General features: G+C 50.5%; 22 protein-coding genes. 14 read left to right on the forward strand and 8 right to left on the reverse strand.

The genetic code is table 11. The annotated features are described in order from the left end of the window. Window positions 1–107: 107 nt before the first annotated feature. From CIK78_RS11005 to CIK78_RS11010, 3 genes are all read left to right on the forward strand, one after another. Window positions 108–725: an NAD(P)H-dependent oxidoreductase gene (locus CIK78_RS11005; protein ID WP_096279975.1), complete on the forward strand. Its 618-nt coding sequence runs from the start codon at window positions 108–110 to the stop codon at window positions 723–725. A 141-nt stretch (window positions 726–866) separates the two neighbouring features. Then, the gene (locus CIK78_RS17870) at window positions 867–1,019 is read left to right on the forward strand and encodes a hypothetical protein (RefSeq protein WP_176483393.1); all 153 of its coding nucleotides are present in this window, start codon (window positions 867–869) and stop codon (window positions 1,017–1,019) included. Between the two features lie 13 nt (window positions 1,020–1,032). Further along, window positions 1,033–1,350, forward strand: coding sequence for a prolyl oligopeptidase family serine peptidase (locus CIK78_RS11010; protein WP_096279977.1), 318 nt, complete (start codon window positions 1,033–1,035; stop codon window positions 1,348–1,350). A 175-nt stretch (window positions 1,351–1,525) separates the two neighbouring features. Here the strand turns inward: CIK78_RS11010 and CIK78_RS11015 are convergent, their stop codons facing one another. Further along, window positions 1,526–2,206: a GntR family transcriptional regulator gene (locus CIK78_RS11015; protein ID WP_096279979.1), complete on the reverse strand. Its 681-nt coding sequence runs from the start codon at window positions 2,204–2,206 to the stop codon at window positions 1,526–1,528. Window positions 2,207–2,333: 127 nt separating this feature from the next. Between CIK78_RS11015 and CIK78_RS11020 the strand changes: the two genes are divergently transcribed. From CIK78_RS11020 to CIK78_RS11030, 3 genes are all read left to right on the forward strand, one after another. Beyond that, entirely contained in the window at window positions 2,334–5,732 is a 3,399-nt protein-coding gene (locus tag CIK78_RS11020; protein WP_096279981.1) for a molybdopterin-dependent oxidoreductase, read from the forward strand. A gap of 309 nt (window positions 5,733–6,041) precedes the next feature. After that, complete coding sequence (locus CIK78_RS11025; RefSeq protein ID WP_096279983.1) at window positions 6,042–7,358, forward strand: TIGR00366 family protein; 1,317 nt, start codon at window positions 6,042–6,044, stop codon at window positions 7,356–7,358. A gap of 444 nt (window positions 7,359–7,802) precedes the next feature. Next, a complete protein-coding gene (locus CIK78_RS11030) occupies window positions 7,803–8,012 on the forward strand; it encodes a hypothetical protein (RefSeq protein ID WP_096279985.1) in 210 nt (69 codons plus the stop codon). A 136-nt stretch (window positions 8,013–8,148) separates the two neighbouring features. Here the strand turns inward: CIK78_RS11030 and CIK78_RS17875 are convergent, their stop codons facing one another. Continuing rightward, window positions 8,149–8,319, reverse strand: coding sequence for a hypothetical protein (locus CIK78_RS17875; protein WP_176483394.1), 171 nt, complete (start codon window positions 8,317–8,319; stop codon window positions 8,149–8,151). A 229-nt stretch (window positions 8,320–8,548) separates the two neighbouring features. Between CIK78_RS17875 and CIK78_RS11035 the strand changes: the two genes are divergently transcribed. Further along, complete coding sequence (locus CIK78_RS11035) at window positions 8,549–8,731, forward strand: hypothetical protein (protein WP_096279987.1); 183 nt, start codon at window positions 8,549–8,551, stop codon at window positions 8,729–8,731. A 217-nt stretch (window positions 8,732–8,948) separates the two neighbouring features. Next, window positions 8,949–9,110 carry a hypothetical protein gene (locus CIK78_RS17880; protein ID WP_176483395.1) on the forward strand — a complete coding sequence of 54 codons (162 nt, stop codon included), beginning with the start codon at window positions 8,949–8,951 and terminating at the stop codon, window positions 9,108–9,110. A gap of 68 nt (window positions 9,111–9,178) precedes the next feature. Here the strand turns inward: CIK78_RS17880 and CIK78_RS11040 are convergent, their stop codons facing one another. After that, complete coding sequence (locus CIK78_RS11040) at window positions 9,179–9,313, reverse strand: dienelactone hydrolase family protein (RefSeq protein WP_096279989.1); 135 nt, start codon at window positions 9,311–9,313, stop codon at window positions 9,179–9,181. Between the two features lie 134 nt (window positions 9,314–9,447). On the opposite strand from CIK78_RS11040, the gene CIK78_RS11045 reads away from it, so the two are divergent. The 5 genes from CIK78_RS11045 (at window position 9,448) to CIK78_RS11065 (ending at window position 11,634) form a co-directional block, all read left to right on the forward strand. Further along, window positions 9,448–10,128, forward strand: coding sequence for a Bax inhibitor-1/YccA family protein (locus CIK78_RS11045; RefSeq protein WP_096279991.1), 681 nt, complete (start codon window positions 9,448–9,450; stop codon window positions 10,126–10,128). An 85-nt stretch (window positions 10,129–10,213) separates the two neighbouring features. Next, window positions 10,214–10,603, forward strand: coding sequence for a sulfurtransferase complex subunit TusD (gene tusD / locus CIK78_RS11050; protein ID WP_096282355.1), 390 nt, complete (start codon window positions 10,214–10,216; stop codon window positions 10,601–10,603). A gap of 11 nt (window positions 10,604–10,614) precedes the next feature. Next, entirely contained in the window at window positions 10,615–10,980 is a 366-nt protein-coding gene (tusC, locus tag CIK78_RS11055; RefSeq protein WP_096279994.1) for a sulfurtransferase complex subunit TusC, read from the forward strand. A gap of 13 nt (window positions 10,981–10,993) precedes the next feature. After that, window positions 10,994–11,281, forward strand: a complete 288-nt coding sequence (tusB, locus tag CIK78_RS11060; protein ID WP_096279996.1) for a sulfurtransferase complex subunit TusB — start codon at window positions 10,994–10,996, stop codon at window positions 11,279–11,281. A gap of 2 nt (window positions 11,282–11,283) precedes the next feature. Beyond that, window positions 11,284–11,634, forward strand: coding sequence for a TusE/DsrC/DsvC family sulfur relay protein (locus tag CIK78_RS11065; RefSeq protein WP_096279998.1), 351 nt, complete (start codon window positions 11,284–11,286; stop codon window positions 11,632–11,634). Between the two features lie 19 nt (window positions 11,635–11,653). Here the strand turns inward: CIK78_RS11065 and CIK78_RS11070 are convergent, their stop codons facing one another. Both CIK78_RS11070 and CIK78_RS11075 read right to left on the reverse strand, forming a co-directional pair. Beyond that, window positions 11,654–12,286: an XRE family transcriptional regulator gene (locus CIK78_RS11070; protein ID WP_096280000.1), complete on the reverse strand. Its 633-nt coding sequence runs from the start codon at window positions 12,284–12,286 to the stop codon at window positions 11,654–11,656. Between the two features lie 100 nt (window positions 12,287–12,386). Next, on the reverse strand, window positions 12,387–13,328 hold the full coding sequence (locus CIK78_RS11075) for a histone deacetylase family protein (RefSeq protein WP_096280002.1): 942 nt from the start codon (window positions 13,326–13,328) through the stop codon (window positions 12,387–12,389). 104 nt (window positions 13,329–13,432) lie between these two features. Between CIK78_RS11075 and CIK78_RS11080 the strand changes: the two genes are divergently transcribed. Next, a complete protein-coding gene (locus CIK78_RS11080; protein WP_096280004.1) occupies window positions 13,433–16,180 on the forward strand; it encodes a bifunctional acetate--CoA ligase family protein/GNAT family N-acetyltransferase in 2,748 nt (915 codons plus the stop codon). Window positions 16,181–16,243: 63 nt separating this feature from the next. On the opposite strand, the gene pdxH is transcribed toward CIK78_RS11080, so the two are convergent. The 3 genes from pdxH to wrbA all read right to left on the reverse strand — a co-directional run bounded on the left by pdxH (window position 16,244) and on the right by wrbA (window position 18,053). Beyond that, window positions 16,244–16,888 carry a pyridoxamine 5'-phosphate oxidase gene (pdxH, locus tag CIK78_RS11085; RefSeq protein ID WP_096280006.1) on the reverse strand — a complete coding sequence of 215 codons (645 nt, stop codon included), beginning with the start codon at window positions 16,886–16,888 and terminating at the stop codon, window positions 16,244–16,246. A 152-nt stretch (window positions 16,889–17,040) separates the two neighbouring features. Next, window positions 17,041–17,433 (reverse strand): DUF2069 domain-containing protein, encoded by a 393-nt coding sequence (locus CIK78_RS11090; protein ID WP_096280008.1) that lies wholly within the window; start codon window positions 17,431–17,433, stop codon window positions 17,041–17,043. Continuing rightward, window positions 17,430–18,053 (reverse strand): NAD(P)H:quinone oxidoreductase, encoded by a 624-nt coding sequence (gene wrbA, locus CIK78_RS11095; protein WP_096280010.1) that lies wholly within the window; start codon window positions 18,051–18,053, stop codon window positions 17,430–17,432. Before wrbA ends, CIK78_RS11090 begins: the two co-directional genes overlap by 4 nt. Between the last annotated feature and the right edge of the window lie 38 nt (window positions 18,054–18,091).

The raw sequence follows: 18,091 nt of genomic DNA on the forward strand, positions 1-18,091 counted from the left end.
TTAATCACTTCCGGTAATTAACAAATGTCTTTATATTTTCCAAACACACTCATTTGGAGAGACACGCCGATACGGCGCTATCTTCTTTACTTTTTTGGGGATTTAAAATGGAAAAGCTTTTGGTTATAGAAGCTAGCCCTCGCGGTGAAAGCTCAGTATCACACAACATGGCGCGGAGATTTGTACAAGAGTGGGAAACCGCTCACTCTGATGGTGTCATCATCAACCGCAACCTTTTGGAGACAGGACTTCGGTTCGTTGACGCTGCATGGCTACAAGCCTACTTCACACCTGTGGATAAACATTCACCCGAAATGGCTGCCGCATTGCAGCTTTCAGACGAACTTGTTGCGGAATTGCTCGCCGCTGATCACATCGTTATTGCAACACCTGTTTACAATTACAATGTTCCGGCTGTCCTGAAGGCTTGGGTGGATCACATTGTTCGTAAGGGTTTGACGCTTGGCTTTGATGGAAGCGGTTTAGTGACTGGCAAGAAGGCGACTGTACTGATCGCATCTGGAGGTGTATACACTGAGGGCTCACCCATTAAGAACCGCGATATCGCAACTCAATATTTGCGTCTGGTACTGAATGTCATTGGTATTTCCGACGTAACGCTAGTGGCTGGAGGTGGGGCAAAGGCGGTAGATCTAGGCGAGGAAAGCATGGCGAGCTTCGTGGAAAAGCTCGGCAAGCAGCTTGAATGGGCTTCTAAAGTTTAATATCAGGCAGTCCGGCATACGGCCTGTGCTGTTTATCGATATGCTGAAAGTTGCCAGTTTAATCGGCAGCAACGCTTATAAGCGCGAGTAGATGGCCAGCACTATTTTGAGCGAGAAGCTTGATATTTCGGTTTGTCAGGCGTGAAACAACCGGATGCCGAAAGACGTAAAGTTGTGGCTATCAATCTGGCCGATGCCGAATTGGCGACCGAGCTTGTCATACCTGAGAATAAGGATGTCATGAACGATGCGGCCCTGTTCGGCGTACATCTGCTGACAGACTTATCTCTGTGATGCGCATACTCAGATGCGCCGCTTCACGCTTGATGGTACTGCTGACGGCACGGATCAACTGCCAGGGATAGGCAGCGCTAAAGCTTGGCACCGAGCGGGACAGTTGGAGAACAAGCAGAATGTCTTTGATGATTTTATCGCGGTCAGTGAGTTCCTTATAACGCAAGGCATCACGATGGAAACTGGTTTGGTTGTCCAGGGCGAATCCAATGGTGGGCTGGTAGTGGATGCTGTAGTGAACCAACGACCAGACCTTTATGCGGCAGCCTTACCTGGCAGGAAACTCAGCGACCGTTTTGGGGCATCGGTTTCCGCGCTTCGTGTACAGTAGACCAAGTGTACCGGCTGTCACTACTTCGTAATCCGCGAAGATACGATTGATGCACGTGATCTGTTGCAACACTTTGAGCGAAACCATACTTATTTGTCTCTTTTTAACCTGGCGTGGGTGCGGATCGCCTACATAAACAGCCGAAGGATCAACCCTTGCTCATTCTCATTCAACATTATGACTGACTCCCCAAAAGTCGTTTTTTTCGAGTGCGAAGGTCGTCTTGTTCTAGAGCCGCCGAAAATATTGGCCTCCAGCTAAGAATGTGGTGCTGCAAGAGTGTAATAAGCTCGCCCGTCTCACCGGCATCAATAAGTTCAATAATGCTGTAATGCTCCCCGACTGATTCACGTTGTCGGTCCACCCCTGCACCCGAGCGAATACCGAAGAGGCGCATCCTATCTCGAAGGGAGAGTGCTGTCTTGGCTAACAGTTCATTTCCAGACGCCATGAACATGGCGTTGTGAAAGGAACGGTCGGCGACAAGATAAGCACGAACATCATCCTCCTTGACGGCACGTTCGATTTCGCGGGCATAGTGTTTTAGCGGTTCTGTGTCGCATGGCGTATCGGCCATCATCAATTTTGCGGCCTGTATTTCTAAAAGATCGCGCATAGCGAAAAGATCGTGCAGCTCCTTCATCGACGGTCGCGAAACCCTAAAGCCTTTATTTCTAACAGGCTCGACCAACCCGGAATTTGCCAATTCGAGCAATGCTTCACGAACGGGAGTCGTTGAAACATCGAGCTCAGCTGATAATGCAGGGACGGAGTAGAGCGTCCCTGGAAGGCTCTCACCTGAAATGATTTCGGAGCGAAGCTGCTTCAGGATGCGCTCGCGAAGATTCTGTTGCATTGGCGTGTTCACTCAGATTTTTGGATGCATTTTTTCAATGATAATTCGTTACCTTTGACAAGGCCAGAATCCAAATGCATTATTGTAGCGCGCTACAATAATGCATTTAAAAGTGCGAGGTCGACTCATGACTGAACAAAGGTTCAAGGGATATTGCACGCTCTGCCGTTCACGCTGTGGCTCAGAGACGGTTGTGCGTGGTAACCGTGTTGTGTCTATTGAGCCCTTGCGTGACCACCCAACTGGCGGTGCTCTTTGCGCGAAGGGGCGAGCTTCTCCCGAGATGGTTCACAGTCCTGAGAGGCTACGCACTCCTTTACGGCGAATTTCTCCCAAAGGCGCTCCGAACCCCAAATGGGAGGCAATTTCTTGGAACGATGCGCTTGACGAAGTTGCTAGCCATCTGGGTGACATCAGGGACGTAGACGGTCCCGAAGCGGTTGCTTTTGCGATTACCACGCCGAGCGGTACCCCCATGGTGGATAGTTTCGAGTGGGTTGAACGTTTCGTTAGGTGCTTCGGCTCGCCCAATCTTATCTACGCCGTTGAGGTTTGTGGCTGGCACAAGGACTATGCCCATGAACTAACCTTCGGACGCGGCATCGGTTTTGCCGACTATGAAAATGCCGACGTTATCCTCCTTTGGGGTCATAATCCGGCAAGGACATGGCTTGCCCAGGCTAGTCGAATTGCCGAAGCTCGCAGCCGAGGCGCGAAGGTTGTCGTCATTGACCCCAAGCCAAATGGATCTGGGCAGCAAGCCGACGTTTGGCTGCGAGTGCGTCCAGGAGCTGATTCGGCGATCGCGATGGGCGCCATCCGCCATCTAATCAAAACGAACACCTATAATGATGCGTTTGTCCGCCGGTGGACAAACGCCTGCGTGCTGGTCAACCAGCAAACGGGCCATCTTGTCCGCGCGGAAGATCTCTGGGGCGGGGAAGGGCCCAAGCATCTTGTTGTGGTCGATAAGAGTGGAGTACCGCGAAGATTCGATCCTTGGGCCTCTGAAGCAATGGCTGATGATTTCAAACTCAACCATGAACTTCGGCTGACCGATCGAAACGGTACCGAATTTATCGCCAAGACGGTTTACTCCTTGCTTGAGGAAACTGCCGAACCTTTTACACCGGCACATGTCGCTGACGTCAGTTGGGTAGATAGGTCCGCACTTATACAGTTTTACGCCTTACTCGAGGGTAATCCAAAGCTGGCATACCATTCTTGGACGGGGGTCGGGCAACATACCAATGCCACTGCCATCGAGCGTGCCATTGCGAGTATGTATGCCTTGACGGGCGCGTGCGATATACCTGGCGGAAATATATGGCCGACACCGCCACCGACGCGTACCGTCAATCAGCTTTCACTGTTACCGAAAGGGCAGAAGGAGAAGGCCCTTGGACTTTCTGAGCTGCCCCTTGGACCTCCATCCCGCGGATGGATTACCGCCCGCGATTTCAGCCGTGCAGCTACCGAACATTTACCTTACCGAGTTCGGGCATTGATGAGCTTCGGTACTAACTTTGTGGTATCGCAGGCTGATGCTGAGCGCAATCTGGCGGCGTTACGCGCATTAGACTTCCATGTACACGCGGACATTTTCATGAACCCGACAGCGGAGTGTGCTGACATCATACTACCGGTGAATTTGTCCCCAGAGCGTGATGCATTAAAAATCGGTTTCGAAATCAATCAGGCGGCGGTTGAGACCCTCCAGTTTCGCCCCAAAATGATCGATTGTGAGTTCGATGCTCGCGCCGACTATGACATTGTTTTCGATCTTGCCTGCCGTCTGGGTCTTGAGGTGGATTTCTTTGGCGGTAGCATAGAGGCGGGGTGGAATTGGCAGCTTGAGCCATTGGGAGTGACGGTCAATCAATTGCGACAATCCCCCGGCGGAAAGAGGTTTCCCCAACCATCGTCATTGCAGAAACATGGCCAGCTCGCGCTAAAGGATAGGCTTAAAGGATTTCCTACTAGCTCGGGGCTTGTCGAACTCTATTCTGAGCAACTTCTAGACATTCACTACCCCGCCATTGCCTGCCATGTCGAGCCTTTGGAAAGCCCAATGCACGCGGATAGCAAGGGAGCGAACTTCCCTCTTACATTGACTACTGCAAAATCCGGCTGGTTCGTGCACAGCTCTCATCGGCATATTACGTCCCTCCGTAAGAAATCACCTGACCCCATGATAGAAGTTAGCGGGACGCTTGCGCGTTCACGTGGGCTGTCCGAAGGAGACTGGGCCTATGTCGCGACCACTGCCGGTAAAGCTCTGCTGCGGGTGAAACTGAATGAGGCGCTGGACGATCGTGTGGTTCTGGCTGAATTTGGCTGGTGGCAGTCTTCGCTAGCTCTTAACCGTGCTGAAACTCCAGTATCTGGTCCAAACACAAGTAATATAAATGCGGTACTGAGCGATACAGCACACGATCCTGTCAGCGGTTCAGTTCCATTGCGTGCCATCCAGTGCGAAATCAGCCCGCACCCAACCCGGAATATCGGGCGTTGGAACGGTTGGCGTGATTTCAACATTGTTCGAATACGGCCAGAGGGTAGCAATATCATCGCTATTGAACTGGCACCTGCGGACGGTCAGGCCCTGCCGGAGTTTCTGCCAGGGCAATATGTCGCTACCAGAGTCGGCCCAGATGGCCCAGCCCGTTCCTATTCATTGACCGGCTCTGGCTTGTTCTCCAACACACTATCGATTGCCGTTCGGCGTCAGGGCACAGACCTCGAAGGGCTGGAAGGAAAATCGCTCTCGGCTTCCCTTCATAAATTATCTATCGGTGACGGCCTCCAGCTTGAATCTCCAGCCGGGGTGTTTAATCCTCCAACGCATGGTGACCGACCCATTGTCTTCATCGCAGCTGGTATTGGCATCACACCGTTTATCAGTGCACTGGAACGCCTCGTGGCCGAAAGTGGAAACACTGAAATCATGTTGCTTCATGGATGCCGAAGTGGGGACGAGCACCCCTTTTCAAACAGGCTAAAAGAGTTTCGTACGGCGCTGCCTAATCTGCATAGCATCACCGCATATTCTGCTCCTCTACCGTCCGATGAGATTGGCAAGGATTACACGGTTCACGGTCGGGTAGATTTTTCGGCGGTCACTCTGCTCCAGTCAAGAAGACCACTCATCTACATCTGTGGATCCCCTGGCTTCATTGACAGTGCGAACCAGGCGATGAAAGCACTAGGCATTCCGGCGTTTGACATCATGTTCGAGGCCTTTACCTCGCCTAACCCTGTTCCCCTTGAGTTACAGCCTCAAATCGTTCACGTAGCAGGAACAGGGAATAGCTTTGAGTGGCGACCAGAAATGGGCTCGATCCTTGACGCCGCCCTTGAGCATGGCTTTTCGCTACCGAGCGGTTGTCGCGTCGGTCAATGTGAGAGCTGTATCTGCGAGCTTATTGATGGAGAAGTCGCGCATCTTAGCGGCAGCGAATTGGAAGCAAATCAGTGTTTAACCTGTCAGGCCGTGCCGTTGACAGAGATTACAATCGCCACGTAAGAATAAAACAAAAAGGAGGTAAATGAAGTGTGCACTCCAAGACGAGATCCCAAGTCAGCCCAAGCGGGAAATGAGAACATGGTTATGCGCTTATCACGCGTCATGGTCTCACCCTGTGGTCTGCTCGTGAAATAGTGCTAGCAGAGAAAGGAGCATAGTACTACCAGAGGAAGGGTATTCGTCGATGTCTGCCGGATGGTGGAACACCAGCATATCGATTGGGATAACACTATAAAAACTGACCAGCGCCACTCTGACCTACCGTCATCATCGCGGTATTAATCACTGACCTCCAGGCGGAACCACATCATGTTTAAAACATTCACTAACGGCTTTGTTAACGCGTTTGATCGCTACATGCCCGACCCGCTAATTCTGGTACTTTTCATCACATTAATTGTGTTCTTAGCTGGCATTGTTTTTCAAGGCCAAGCACCTGTGGCAATGCTCGGCTATTGGCAAGATGGGTTTTGGAATCTGCTAAGTTTTGCAATGCAGATGACGCTTATTCTTGTGGCAGGGTTCTCTGTAGCGCGTACGCCAGTATTTATGGGGCTGGTAGATCGTATCGCTGGCGTAGCGAAAACGCCTGGACGTGCCATTTTAACAGTGAGTTTCACAACGTTAGTCCTATGCTGGATTAACTGGGGCATGGGCCTAGTGGCTGGTGCAATTCTTGCCCGCGAATTGGCCCGGCGAGTCGAAGGTGTCGACTATCGACTATTGGTGGCCAGTGCCTATGCGGGCTTCATCAGCTTTCATGCTGGCCTATCAGGGTCAGCAACGCTACTTATTGCAACGCCAGGGCACTTTCTTGAAGATCAGATCGGTTTGATCCCGACCAGCGAAACAATCTTCAGTGCACTGAACCTAAGTATATGCGCGGCGATCCTTATCGTGTTACCGCTGACCTGCCGCTTATTGATGTGGGGTATCGATAAGCCTGTGACTGTAAATTCTGACAACCTAAAAGAAGACGTCGTTAAGGACAGCCCATCAGAGGCGCTGCGTCCGGCTGAACGTTTAGAGCGGTCCAAGACATTAGCATGGGTAAGTGCGGCATTGGGCTTTGCTTCGGTGGTCGTTTATGCCGTAAATGGGGGTGGCCTCAATCTAAACATCATCATCTTCGTGCTCATTTTTCTAGGCTTGGCTCTGCACGCTAGCGCACGCAGCTTTCTTGCCGCTATCGATGAGGCGGCGCGCGGGGTTTCCGGCGTGCTTATCCAGTTTCCGTTCTATGCTGGGATTATGGGCATGATGAGTGCTTCAGGTCTGGGGGCTGAGTTAGCACAAGCGTTTGCCAATATTTCGACGCCTGGCACATTGCCGTTTGTGAGTTTTCTATCGGCGGGCATACTCAATATCTTCATTCCATCGGGAGGAGGGCAATGGGCGGTTCAAGGGCCTATTCTTGTCGAGGCGGCCCAGTCGCTAAACGCAGATCTCGCGGACGTTGTTATCGCGTTTGTGTGGGGTGATGCTTGGACCAATTTGATTCAGCCATTCTGGGCACTGCCCGTATTGGCAATTGCTGGGCTCAAGGCGCGCGATATTATGGGTTTCTGCGTGATAATGATGGGCACAACAGGCGTCGCGATTTCCGCCATATTGTTGTTATTTTGAAAAAAAAACGGGACAGAGTTCGTTTGGCCTACCTGTGTCGAAGCGCTATGTTTTCTGGTATTTCGTGATATTTATTTGCCTCTAGCTTTCACAAGGTTGTTGTTAATATAGCGCTTCATTGCTGGGGTTACTTGCTAGATAGCGTCCTGGGCAGTCTGTTCATTGTGCCGCTGCAGTAGAGCAAAGGCTCAAATTCGCTTTCCCATCTGGAGATACTCAACCTCGCCAACGACAGTGGTATAGGCGCGACCCGTATAGTTCACTCATAGAAGCCACTTTAATGCCTCTGACTCGCCAGGGGCATTTTTTTCTAAAATTCTCCTGTGTGCACGAGCTATCTTTCATTAAGAGTCATTTAGTCACTTATCTTTTCATCATCCTTGGTTGAACCTATTCTTCTGCTTGTTGCTCAATAGATATGGGTACGGCAAAAGGAGATCTGCCATGAACAGTGTAGATAAGTGCCAAAAGTGCGGTAAGGAATACAACCCCGACGTTGAGATCGAATCTAAAGCGACACCTACATGTGATTCTTGTGGGGCAGCGCTTTTTGAGCCAACCGCGGAAGCAGACTTTGAAAGAGAAGGTGAGGAACATCTTATTGAAAAAGGGCTGCGAAAAATCGCGGGTGAAATAACAGGCGATAAGAATTAATTCCGTGGCTAGGATTTAATCTTTCCTATCATTTACCTCTAATGTCGACTTCTAAGCCCCTACGCTTGTCGCGGTGGGGGGCTTAGAGCTTTGCTGAAAAGGCTTCTAGCTTTCTAGAGAACCCGGCTGAGCCGTATCAAAAACCAGACGTATTAATCTTTGTCCCTCGCATACAGTCACCGTAGGCCATCGTGTCGCCCATTTTTTCTGCTACATCGCGGCAATCTGCGGTTCGTGATGAAGAAGGACCTGAGCTGCAGCCTGCCAGCAGTACGGCAATTAAACACAGTGGAATGAGTGCTTTCATGGATAACTCCTTATCAGTTAAATAATCCTGCTACATTTAACAGCATCTATGCGGTCTATGTCGATTGGCTAAAATTTATGCGTGCGAATGCGAAGCATATCTCCGCCATTGATATGCGAATATTCCTCAGAGCCGTAAAATGGCAATCAACCATCGGGTCTGCTCGTGACGGAACGTCAACGTAGGCACTAGTGTCTTAGCTGAAATATTCTTTAACGAGGAGTGGCGTATGGAGCGTGTATTCGCATGGGATCATCGACGCGAGCAAGTGGTTTATCGTATTCCAGGGCATACGCATGATGATGGTAGAGAAGATAGCGACTTCTCACCTGTCTGGCTGCCGAGCAGCGAGTCAGAGTTGCCGGATGGCATCTCCGTCGATGACCTGCGAAAAGTAACCGTTAAGGATTGATTCTATCGATGGAAAAATACCAATCCTGCTGAAGCGGACCACCTGATACAGGCGTTAAGTATTTGAGAGACAGATAATTGTGAATAGGAATATCATTCAAAAGTCTTCTAAGAGCGGTTAACATTATTTAATTCACGTTAGGCCCCGTTGTTTATCTAAAAATAATCGTTATTATGCTGTCAGCTTGATGCTATTAATTCACTAAGGAAGATCTACCATGTTGAAAGGATTGATTGTCTGCTTTGCGGTGCTATTTGCTCAATTGGCAGTGTTGCATGTGATCGATGCACGTCTATATAGCTCTCCTCAAGATGCCCGTCAAACGGCAGTCACGACCGTGACCGCCCACAAAGATGATGAAGAAGAAGCACAAAGTTAAATAATTCTTCCATCAGACGATGACCTAGTGGCACGGCTCGCGTCACTAGGTGTTCGTAAGAGTTAGATTTATTTAGGTATCTCATTTAGCCAGCCTTTAAACGTTGCCCACGAACGCTGGTCGGCGTTTTCTCGGTAGGCAGCGCTTCCAAACACGCTAAATGCGTGCGGGGCACCGAAATAAATACCGACTTCGTAGGCAATGCCCGCTGTTTCAAGCTCACCTGTGAGTAGTGCAACGTCGAATTACCATTTGCGTAGACGACAAGTACTTGCGTCTGGAACTCAGTAACGGCATTCTTGTCCGTCGGTAGAATACTATTAGGGAGCATTAACACATGGCTTACAACGACTCACGTATGGCACGCCCCCAGTCCGGTGGTGTGGCAAACAGTGTCAGTACGAATAAAGTATTGCGTAATACCTACGCACTGCTGGCGATGACACTCTTGTTTTCGGCAGTAACAGCGGGTGCCGCTGTTGCAATGGGCATCCAGCAAATGAACATTATCGTGTTCTTTGTCGGTGCTTATGGACTGATGTTCCTTGTCCATAAAACGGCGAATTCAGCGACAGGGTTGCTGGCTACGTTTGCGTTTACGGGGTTCATGGGCTTTACCCTTGGGCCGATTCTTTCTGCCTACCTAACGCTCCCAAACGGCGGTGCATTGATCATGAATGCGCTTGCTATGACCGGGCTTACGTTTGTTGGTTTGTCCGCTGTGGCACTTACGACCAAAAAGGATTTTAGCTTTTTAAGTAATTTCCTGATGGCTGGTGCCATCGTGCTGATTCTTGCCATGGTCGCGGGTATCTTCTTCAATATTCCCGCGCTGTCACTAATGGTATCTGCAGGCTTTGTACTGTTTGCTTCAGCTGCCATTCTGTATCAAACCAGTGAAATCATTCACCGCGCTGGTGAGACTAACTACATTCTCGCTACCGTGACGCTTTACGTATCCATCTACAATCTGTTTATTAGCCTCCTGTCGATTCTGGGCATTATGAGTAACGACTGATTTTAAACAGCGTTAGACGATAGGACAGGCCCTTTTGGAGGGCCTGTCTTTTTTTTTGAGCTAGCTGTGACTAGGTATTAAGATGATGCAGTACGGTTTACTGGTGATGGGCGCCCCTTATAGCAGTCCTGCACCGCATTCTGCTTTACGTTTTGCCCACGCAGCTATTGCGCGGGGGCATCGGTTAGCGGGAGTTTTTTTCTATCACGACGGTGTTCATAATGCGTCTTCACTAATGGCACCTCCGCAGGATGAACTCAATCTCAATGAAGCTTGGCTCGAGCTTCATCGCCTACATGACGTACAATTAGATGTCTGTATTGCCGCAGCGTTGCGTCGAGGGCTAATGAGCGAATCAGAAGCGCAGCGGCATGGTAAGCAAGTCTTTAATATTGAAAAGCCCTTTGAATTAACCGGCCTTGGACAATTGCTTGAATTACAGCAGCGGTCTGACCGGTTTATTACTTTTGCTTAAAAGGGGAGTCAATGGCGACACCTGACACACTGCTGGTGATTATTCGCCATGCACCTCACGGCTCTAGTTGGTTGCGTGAAGGGTTAGATGCAGCACTGGTTGCAGCGGCTTTTGGGCAGCCGGTGGAGCTGCTATTTATGGGGCAGGGTATAATGGCACTATTAAAAGGGCAGGGTAGTGGCGCGCCAGGTCAGAAAGCCTCGCTGCCAACAATCGATATGCTAGAAATGTACGATATTGATAAACTCTGGGTGCCTAAAGAGGCACTACAAAACCTAGATATATCCACAGATGCGCTTGTCGACGGCGTAACGTTAATAGCGAATGTAGATATACCTGATTTATTGCAGCAACACGCCAAAATACTTAGCTTTTAGTGAGGCAATGACCATGTTACACATCCTCACCAATACGCCAGATAGTAGTGCATTTACTCAAATGCAGCATGCGGTAGGGGCTCAAGATACAGTGCTATTGGTTGAAGAGGCGGTGACAGCCGCTCTTAATCCTACTTGGAGCGCATGGCAGCACTTCCATCAGCGTATCTATTTGCTTTCTGAAGACCTTACTTCTAGAGGCCTTGCAAACATAGCTGCTGATAATGGACTACCTACTGTAGATGTAGACGGTTTTGTAGTATTGACAGAGCAGAATGAAAAAACAGTAACGTGGTATTAAGCATGTCTATCGGAAAAGTATACCGTTATCTTGACTTAGAAAAAAAATGGGGCCTCGATCCTGAAGGATATCTAGTTAACCAAACGGACTGGAGTAAATCAGTGGCTGAGTTAATGGCCAATGAAGAAGGTTTGCCGTTAACGCCTGCACACTGGGAAATAATTGATGTCGTCCGGGCTTTTTATCAGCGCTATGAAATGGCACCGGCGATGAGGCCGTTGGTAAAAGCAACCAAAACGGCACTGGGTGAAGAGAAGGGGCGTTCTATCTACTTGATGCAGCTTTTCCCAGGCAGCCCACCTAAAAGAATTGCCCGGTTAGCCGGTTTGCCAAAGCCGACTAATTGCCTCTAACACGCATTTTTCTATCACGTTAAGCAACATCGCCGCGCGTACACACCGAAAGCACCACTGCATCGCTATGGCTGGTCGACACGAGCGCATGGCCCATATCACTATCGAAGTAGATACTATCGCCTTCGGCTAAGACTAGCGGGGCATAAAACTCGGTGTGGAGCATGATATCGCCATGCAGCACCATTAAAAATTCTTCGCCATCATGGCGCACCCATTGTTGATACTCATCGAAACTGCGGGCGCGTACGATAGTTTTGAAGGGGATCATGCGCTTTTGGGCTAGCTGATGCCCGAGCAATTCATGTTCGTAGGTAGGCGTAGGATGTAGCTGGCCTTTACCTTTACGGGTTAAATCGCGACGGCCCATGGTGTAACGCTCACGCTTAGGTGGCGTCAGCAGTTGGGGCAGGTCAATGTTCAGGCCCGTCGTCAGTTTCTGCACCACGCTAAAGGTAGGTGACACTTGATCATTCTCAATTTTAGACAGCGTTGAACGCGCAAGCCCTGTACGTTGGCTTACATCTTCCAGCGTCCATTGGTTAGCAAGACGAATTTGCTTGAGTCGTTCGCCCAGGCGCAGCGGTTCAACAAACGGTTTGCTTCCCGATGCAATACGCAGCGCGGCATGCTCTTCAGTAGTTGCGGTCATAAATCGTCACATTGGCTGCGTTAACGTGGGGCATTTGAATATAAATATGATACCACAGCTCAAACTCACTCCCATTAGCCAGGCCCAATAGAGTCGGGCCTTAAGGCACTTCGGCGAAGGGCAGACCAAGCAACGCTTTTAGATGCGCCTCGACACCACTGGCTAACGATTTTGGGTTATAGCCACCTTCAAGCACCGAAACAATGCGGTTATCGGCGTATCGTGTAGCGATTTCCATAGCAAGATGAGTGATCCAGTAAAAGTCTTCATCCTCCAAGCAAATGTCGCCCATTGGATCATCACGATGGGCATCAAAGCCTGCAGATATCATAACTAAATCTGGCTTAAAAGCATGCAAAGCGGGCATCCAATGGCTTTCGATAATGCGCCGGAACTCGGGCCCATCGGTGCCTGCTTCTAATGGCGTATTCACAACGTTTTGCCACTCACTGCGCAGATAGCGCCACGGATAAAACGGGTATTGGAAGCTTGTGCAAATAAGAATGTCAGGATCGTTTTTGAAAATATCAATCGTGCCGTTGCACTGGTGCACATCAAAATCCAGTATGGCAATACGCTTTGCACCATATTTTTCGCGGGCATGGGCTGCGCCAACGGCAATATTATTATAAAAACAGAAGCCCATCGCATCGCTGGCTTCCGCATGATGCCCAGGCGGCCTAACGGCACAAAACACATTATCTGCCTGGCACTTAAAAACCTGATCAACCCCTTTAATAACAGCGCCGGCAGCCATTCTAGCGGCTTGCAGGCTGTCAGGATTCATCATGGTATCGTCATCCAATGCGATGATGCCTTCTTTGGGTAAACACTTTTCCAGCGAGCGAAGATGACGCAAGGGGTGTACCCTGGCTAATGCCTCTTCACTCGCTTCTTTAGCGTCAGCCTGCATGGTCTGCTGTAGTAAACCAGCAAGCGATAGGTGGGCGCGAATAGCCTCCAGACGCTGTGGGCTTTCCGGATGCTCTGGCCCCATATGATGCAATGAGCAATCGGGGTGGGTAAGGTAGGCGGTAATCATTCAAGCGCTCCATTATTATTGATGACACCTTAATCGCCTCCAGGCCCTACGCGACAGTCTCAATAAGTCGTACAGCCGCTATTTATGTCAGGGGAGATCCCTTTGTGAGCACGCGCTTCTTACACCATTTTTTTCAACCTCGTACACTCGCGGTGTTTGGTGCCTCTGAAAAGCCCTCATCGCTGGGCGGTTTAGTGCTGAGAAACATTCAAGAGGGCGGCTTCAAAGGGTCGCTATGGGCCGTGAACTTGAAAGGCTATGCTCAGGTATTCGGAGTCCCGTGTGTTAGCCGCGTAAGTGAGCTGCCCGAAGTGCCCGACCTAGCCGTGGTGTGCTCACCTATTGAGGGTATACCCAGTTTAATTAAAAAGCTTGGGCAAGCAGGTGTCAAAGCCGCTCTGGTACTGTCTGGCGGTGCTTATCTGGATCGTGATAAGGGCAATAAAGGCTCTATCCGTGAAAGGATGTTGAGTGCGGCTCGCGTTTCGGGTATTCGGGTATTGGGTCCTGAATGCATGGGGCTGATTGTACCGGGCAAAAATCTTAATGTTTCTTACGCCAGTCAGCCGGTAAAAGCGGGGCGTGTCGCTTATTTGGGCCAGTCCGGCATGCTGGCCAATGCAATGATAGATTGGGCCGCTGGGCGAGATGTAGGCTTTTCGCATCTAATTACGGTTGGCGATAGCGTAGACGTTCTATTGCCGGATCTTATTGATTACGTTAATCAATACTCGCCAGCTCAGGCTATATTGCTACACCTCGAGCGGGTTAATGATGCCCAGCATTTTATGACGGCCGTGCGCGATGCATCGCGTAATCGCTTAGTGCTGGCGATAAAAAGCGGGCGCACGCCCGAATCTGACATTTCGGGCATGGCGCCAACGCCCGGCATTGCGAATCGCGATGTGGTATTTGATGCTGCCTTTGCCCGGGCTGGCGTTGTGCGCGTTGATGATTCTGATGAGCTGCTTGATGCACTAGAAACGCTTTCACGCATGAAACCCCTGAAGGGGGATCGCCTGGCCATTGTCTCGAACGGATTGGGGCCAGCCATGCTAGCTATCGATAAGCTGATTAGCGCTGGCGGTAAGTTAGCCGAATTTAGCGCTGAAACGCAGGCGGCGTTGCATCTTAGCCAGGTCGATATGAGTAAGCCGGGAGAGAACCCGGTGGATTTAGGCGGCAATGCGTCGCCAGAGCGATTTGTTCAAGCGCTAGAAATTGTCGCATCTGATGCCAATGTCGATGCCGTACTGGTCGTTCACGCGCCCACTCGTATGGCGCCATCGCTCGTCACGGCACAAGTGTTGATTGATAATCGTAAGAAGTTTCGTCGCAACTTACTGACCAGTTGGATGGGCCTAAAAGAAGCTCTGAATGCACGTCATATATGTAATTTAGCCGGAATCCCTACCTACATTTCACCGGAGAAAGCCGTTAAGGCCTTCATGCACATGGTGATCTACCAGCGTGTTCAGGCGCTGCTGCAGGAAATTCCGCCCAGCTTACCTTTTTCAACGAGCCCTGAAATACGCGCTCAGTGCCGCACGCTCATCAAGCAGGCAAAAGAACAGGGCCGGCAAACGTTAACTCACTCTGAAACTGCTCAAGTGCTTGAGGCATACGGTATTCCCACGGCACCCAGCGTGTATTTATCTAGCCCTGAAGAAGCGCTTGAAAAAGCCGTAAGCATTTCGGGAAGCAAAGCCCTCAAGGTTGTCCATGAAGGCAATTGCCGTCCTTATCGCTACCGTAAGCATCCGCATAAAATTTCTGCAGGCTTGTTGCAGGATTTAGAAACCCCAGAGCAGGTGGCTGAGGGTATTCGTCAGCTGGGCGATAAAGTCGCGGAAAAATTCCCGGAGTATGCGATCCGCGAATACTGTTTGCAGCCCATGCAGCGCGGCAAGCATTCCATGCAGATCTGCGCAGGAATTACCCGTGATCCGGTGTTTGGTCCCCTTATTGTCTTTGGTATCGGCGGTTATAAGGTCAATGTCTTGGCTGATCGCCAGGTAGCACTGCCGCCGCTGAACATGAGCCTAGCCGCCGACGTAGTGGGCAGAACGCATGCGGCCTCGTTAATCCGCGAACACTCCGCCGACCCTGAGCGGGATATACAGCATCTGTGCCAAATGCTGGTTAAATTATCGCAGATGGCGTCAGATCTTAGCGATCTACGCGGGCTTGAAGTGAATCCGCTAATACTTAATCGCGATGGTATGATCGCCGTTGATTTCGCAATGGATCTAGGTACGCCGTCGCGCTTTGCGATCATGCCTTATCCAGAAGAACTACGTGAATGGATGACGCTAAAAAATGGCTGGAAGGTCGAGGTCAGGCCTATTCGTGCTGAAGATGCGCATTTAATTACCACGTTCCACCGCCAGCTTTCAGAAGAGAGCATTCGCTTTCGCTACTTCCACAATAAATCCAATTTAACGCAGCGTGATTTGTCGATTTTGTCGCATATCAATTACGACCGCCAGATGGCCTTTATCGCTGAATATTTAGGTGAAGACGATAACAAAGAGATGCTTGGCGTGGCGCGGGTGTGGAACGACCCTGACAATATTCGTACCGAGTTTTCAATCATCATTCGTGATGACCTGCAGGGGCTCGGCATTGGCAGCCTGTTAATGAAGAAGATGATCGACTACTGCACTAACATCGGCACCCTGGAAATGATCGGCAAAATCATGGTCGATAACCATCCGATGCGGGCCTTGATGAAACACTTAGGTTTTAAATGCCGTTACAACATGGAAGAGCAGGTGATTGATGCCGTGCTACGCCTCAATGAACCTGAAAGTGAGTGGCAGCGGCATCGCCTTGAGAGCCTGCCAGACTAACCGCGAAAAGGCCTGCAGCTAGCTCTGTAGGCCTTTTGAACACTGTTTTATGTACTTGGCTAGTTAAGGCGCTAAGCGAAAGCGGCTCCACTCATGGCTATCGCGACGCTCAAACCGCAGCCGGTCGTGCAAACGGCTGGGCTGGCCTTGCCAAAACTCGATCATGTCAGGTGCTACGCGGTAGCCGCCCCAGTGAATTGGGCGCGGTATATCTTGTCCGTCGTAGGCTTGTTCAAAGCGCTTTTGACGCTCTTCAATCCAGTTACGCCCTGGAATCACAACGCTTTGCGTAGCAATCCAGGCACCAAGCTGGCTCCCGCGCGGGCGGCTGGCAAAATACTCATCTGACTCTTCGGTGGGTATCCGCTCAACGAGTCCTTCGATACGGACTTGCCGGGAAAGTGATGGCCACCAAAACGTCATCGCCGCGTAGGGCACATTGCTTAACTCACTACCCTTATGGCTATGGTAGTTGGTGAAAAACACCATTCCGCGTTCATCAAAGCCTTTTAACAGCACTACCCGTGCGTGAGGCCTGCCTTGGCTATCCACACTCGCCAGCGTCATGGCATTGCCATCCTGGCCTTCTTTTTCCAGGGCGAGAGTGAACCATTCATCAAATAGTACAAAAGGATCGTTGGGTGCCAGCGACTCATCTAGCCTGCCGCCTTCATAATCACGCCTAATATCGGCTATGTTACGTGTCATCGAATGACTCTCCCTTGAATTTCATCCATGGTCGCCGGTTTCACCTCAAAGCTCAAACCGCTACTCTCGATTCTCAAAGAATTTAGAGCGATCCACTTGGCTTTCGCCAGCAAGTGAGTACAGCGTTATTTTTGATAGAACTGTTAATAGAATTATTTTTGGCGCAACTGCCGGCTACGAAAACGCGCATAGCCCATACAGCCCGCAAACAGGGCAAGCGAAACGATGGCTTCCGAAATGCCACGAAAGCTTTGCCCTGGAACGCTTGCCAGCATGACACCTTGAGTGAAATAGAGCAGGCTGACGAACGCAAGCCATGCGTGTCCACGCGCCCGCCGGCCAATAATCGAAGGTAAGAACAGCACAAGAGGAAGCACAAAAGCCACGACAGGGCGCCAGTTGAATTCATCGCCCTGTACTAAAAAGCTTCGATAAATAACTAATACCAGCAAGATGGCACTACTGATTAGCACCAGCTGGCGGCTTTTTAGCGTGAGCTTATCTAATCCATGACGTGCCTCGATATCTTCCAGCCACTGCCTCATAAAGCATTCTGCCGCATGACATCCAACGCTAACGCAAGTCGAGCCAGCCGTTTTCCCTGTGCAACGCAAAGCGCGCGCTCATGCGCATCAACAGAGTGATCGCTGCGAGCTCCAGCTAGGTGGCTCGCACCATAGGGCGTTCCGCCCGTGCGTGTCTCTAATAGCACTGTTTCGCTATACGGCACACCCGCGTAAACCATGCCATGATGCAGCAAAGGCACCAACATCGTCAGCAATGTGCTCTCCTGACCGCCATGTAGGCTTGAGGTTGATGTGAATGCGCAGGCAGGTTTATCAATCAGTGCACCGTTCATCCATAGGCTGCTAGTGGAATCGATAAAATACTTAAGCGGCGCTGCCATGTTGCCAAATCGCGTTGGGCTGCCCAGTGCCAACGCGCTGCAGTTGCGCAGATCGTCTAGATCAGCATAGATCGCGCCCTCAACAGGAATTTCGGGATCAACGGCTTCACAGGTTGTTGAAACCGGTGCCACAGTGCGCAAACGTGCCTGAATACCGGGTACGCTTTCTACGCCGGCTGCGATTTGCTGCGCCATGGTGGCGGTAGCGCCGGAGCGAGAGTAGTAGAGAACCAAAACGTATGGGGTCATATCACTCATCATCATTCCTGAATAAGGTCATAAAAGCGGTCTTGGTA

Origin of the sequence: Halomonas sp. JB37, assembly GCF_002332255.1 — a bacterium.
Taxonomy (GTDB): domain Bacteria; phylum Pseudomonadota; class Gammaproteobacteria; order Pseudomonadales; family Halomonadaceae; genus Vreelandella; species Vreelandella casei.

Coding starts and splice junctions, on each gene's coding strand:
- CIK78_RS11005 (WP_096279975.1), top strand. CDS start 108: ATGGAAAAGCTTTTGGTTATAGAAGCTAGCCCTCGCGGTGAAAGCTCA.
- CIK78_RS11010 (WP_096279977.1), top strand. CDS start 1,033: ATGCGCCGCTTCACGCTTGATGGTACTGCTGACGGCACGGATCAACTG.
- CIK78_RS11015 (WP_096279979.1), bottom strand. CDS start 2,206: ATGCAACAGAATCTTCGCGAGCGCATCCTGAAGCAGCTTCGCTCCGAA.
- CIK78_RS11020 (WP_096279981.1), top strand. CDS start 2,334: ATGACTGAACAAAGGTTCAAGGGATATTGCACGCTCTGCCGTTCACGC.
- CIK78_RS11025 (WP_096279983.1), top strand. CDS start 6,042: ATGTTTAAAACATTCACTAACGGCTTTGTTAACGCGTTTGATCGCTAC.
- CIK78_RS11030 (WP_096279985.1), top strand. CDS start 7,803: ATGAACAGTGTAGATAAGTGCCAAAAGTGCGGTAAGGAATACAACCCC.
- CIK78_RS17875 (WP_176483394.1), bottom strand. CDS start 8,319: ATGAAAGCACTCATTCCACTGTGTTTAATTGCCGTACTGCTGGCAGGC.
- CIK78_RS11035 (WP_096279987.1), top strand. CDS start 8,549: ATGGAGCGTGTATTCGCATGGGATCATCGACGCGAGCAAGTGGTTTAT.
- CIK78_RS17880 (WP_176483395.1), top strand. CDS start 8,949: ATGTTGAAAGGATTGATTGTCTGCTTTGCGGTGCTATTTGCTCAATTG.
- CIK78_RS11045 (WP_096279991.1), top strand. CDS start 9,448: ATGGCTTACAACGACTCACGTATGGCACGCCCCCAGTCCGGTGGTGTG.
- tusD (WP_096282355.1), top strand. CDS start 10,214: ATGCAGTACGGTTTACTGGTGATGGGCGCCCCTTATAGCAGTCCTGCA.
- tusC (WP_096279994.1), top strand. CDS start 10,615: ATGGCGACACCTGACACACTGCTGGTGATTATTCGCCATGCACCTCAC.
- tusB (WP_096279996.1), top strand. CDS start 10,994: ATGTTACACATCCTCACCAATACGCCAGATAGTAGTGCATTTACTCAA.
- CIK78_RS11065 (WP_096279998.1), top strand. CDS start 11,284: ATGTCTATCGGAAAAGTATACCGTTATCTTGACTTAGAAAAAAAATGG.
- CIK78_RS11070 (WP_096280000.1), bottom strand. CDS start 12,286: ATGACCGCAACTACTGAAGAGCATGCCGCGCTGCGTATTGCATCGGGA.
- CIK78_RS11075 (WP_096280002.1), bottom strand. CDS start 13,328: ATGATTACCGCCTACCTTACCCACCCCGATTGCTCATTGCATCATATG.
- pdxH (WP_096280006.1), bottom strand. CDS start 16,888: ATGACACGTAACATAGCCGATATTAGGCGTGATTATGAAGGCGGCAGG.
- CIK78_RS11090 (WP_096280008.1), bottom strand. CDS start 17,433: ATGAGGCAGTGGCTGGAAGATATCGAGGCACGTCATGGATTAGATAAG.
- wrbA (WP_096280010.1), bottom strand. CDS start 18,053: ATGAGTGATATGACCCCATACGTTTTGGTTCTCTACTACTCTCGCTCC.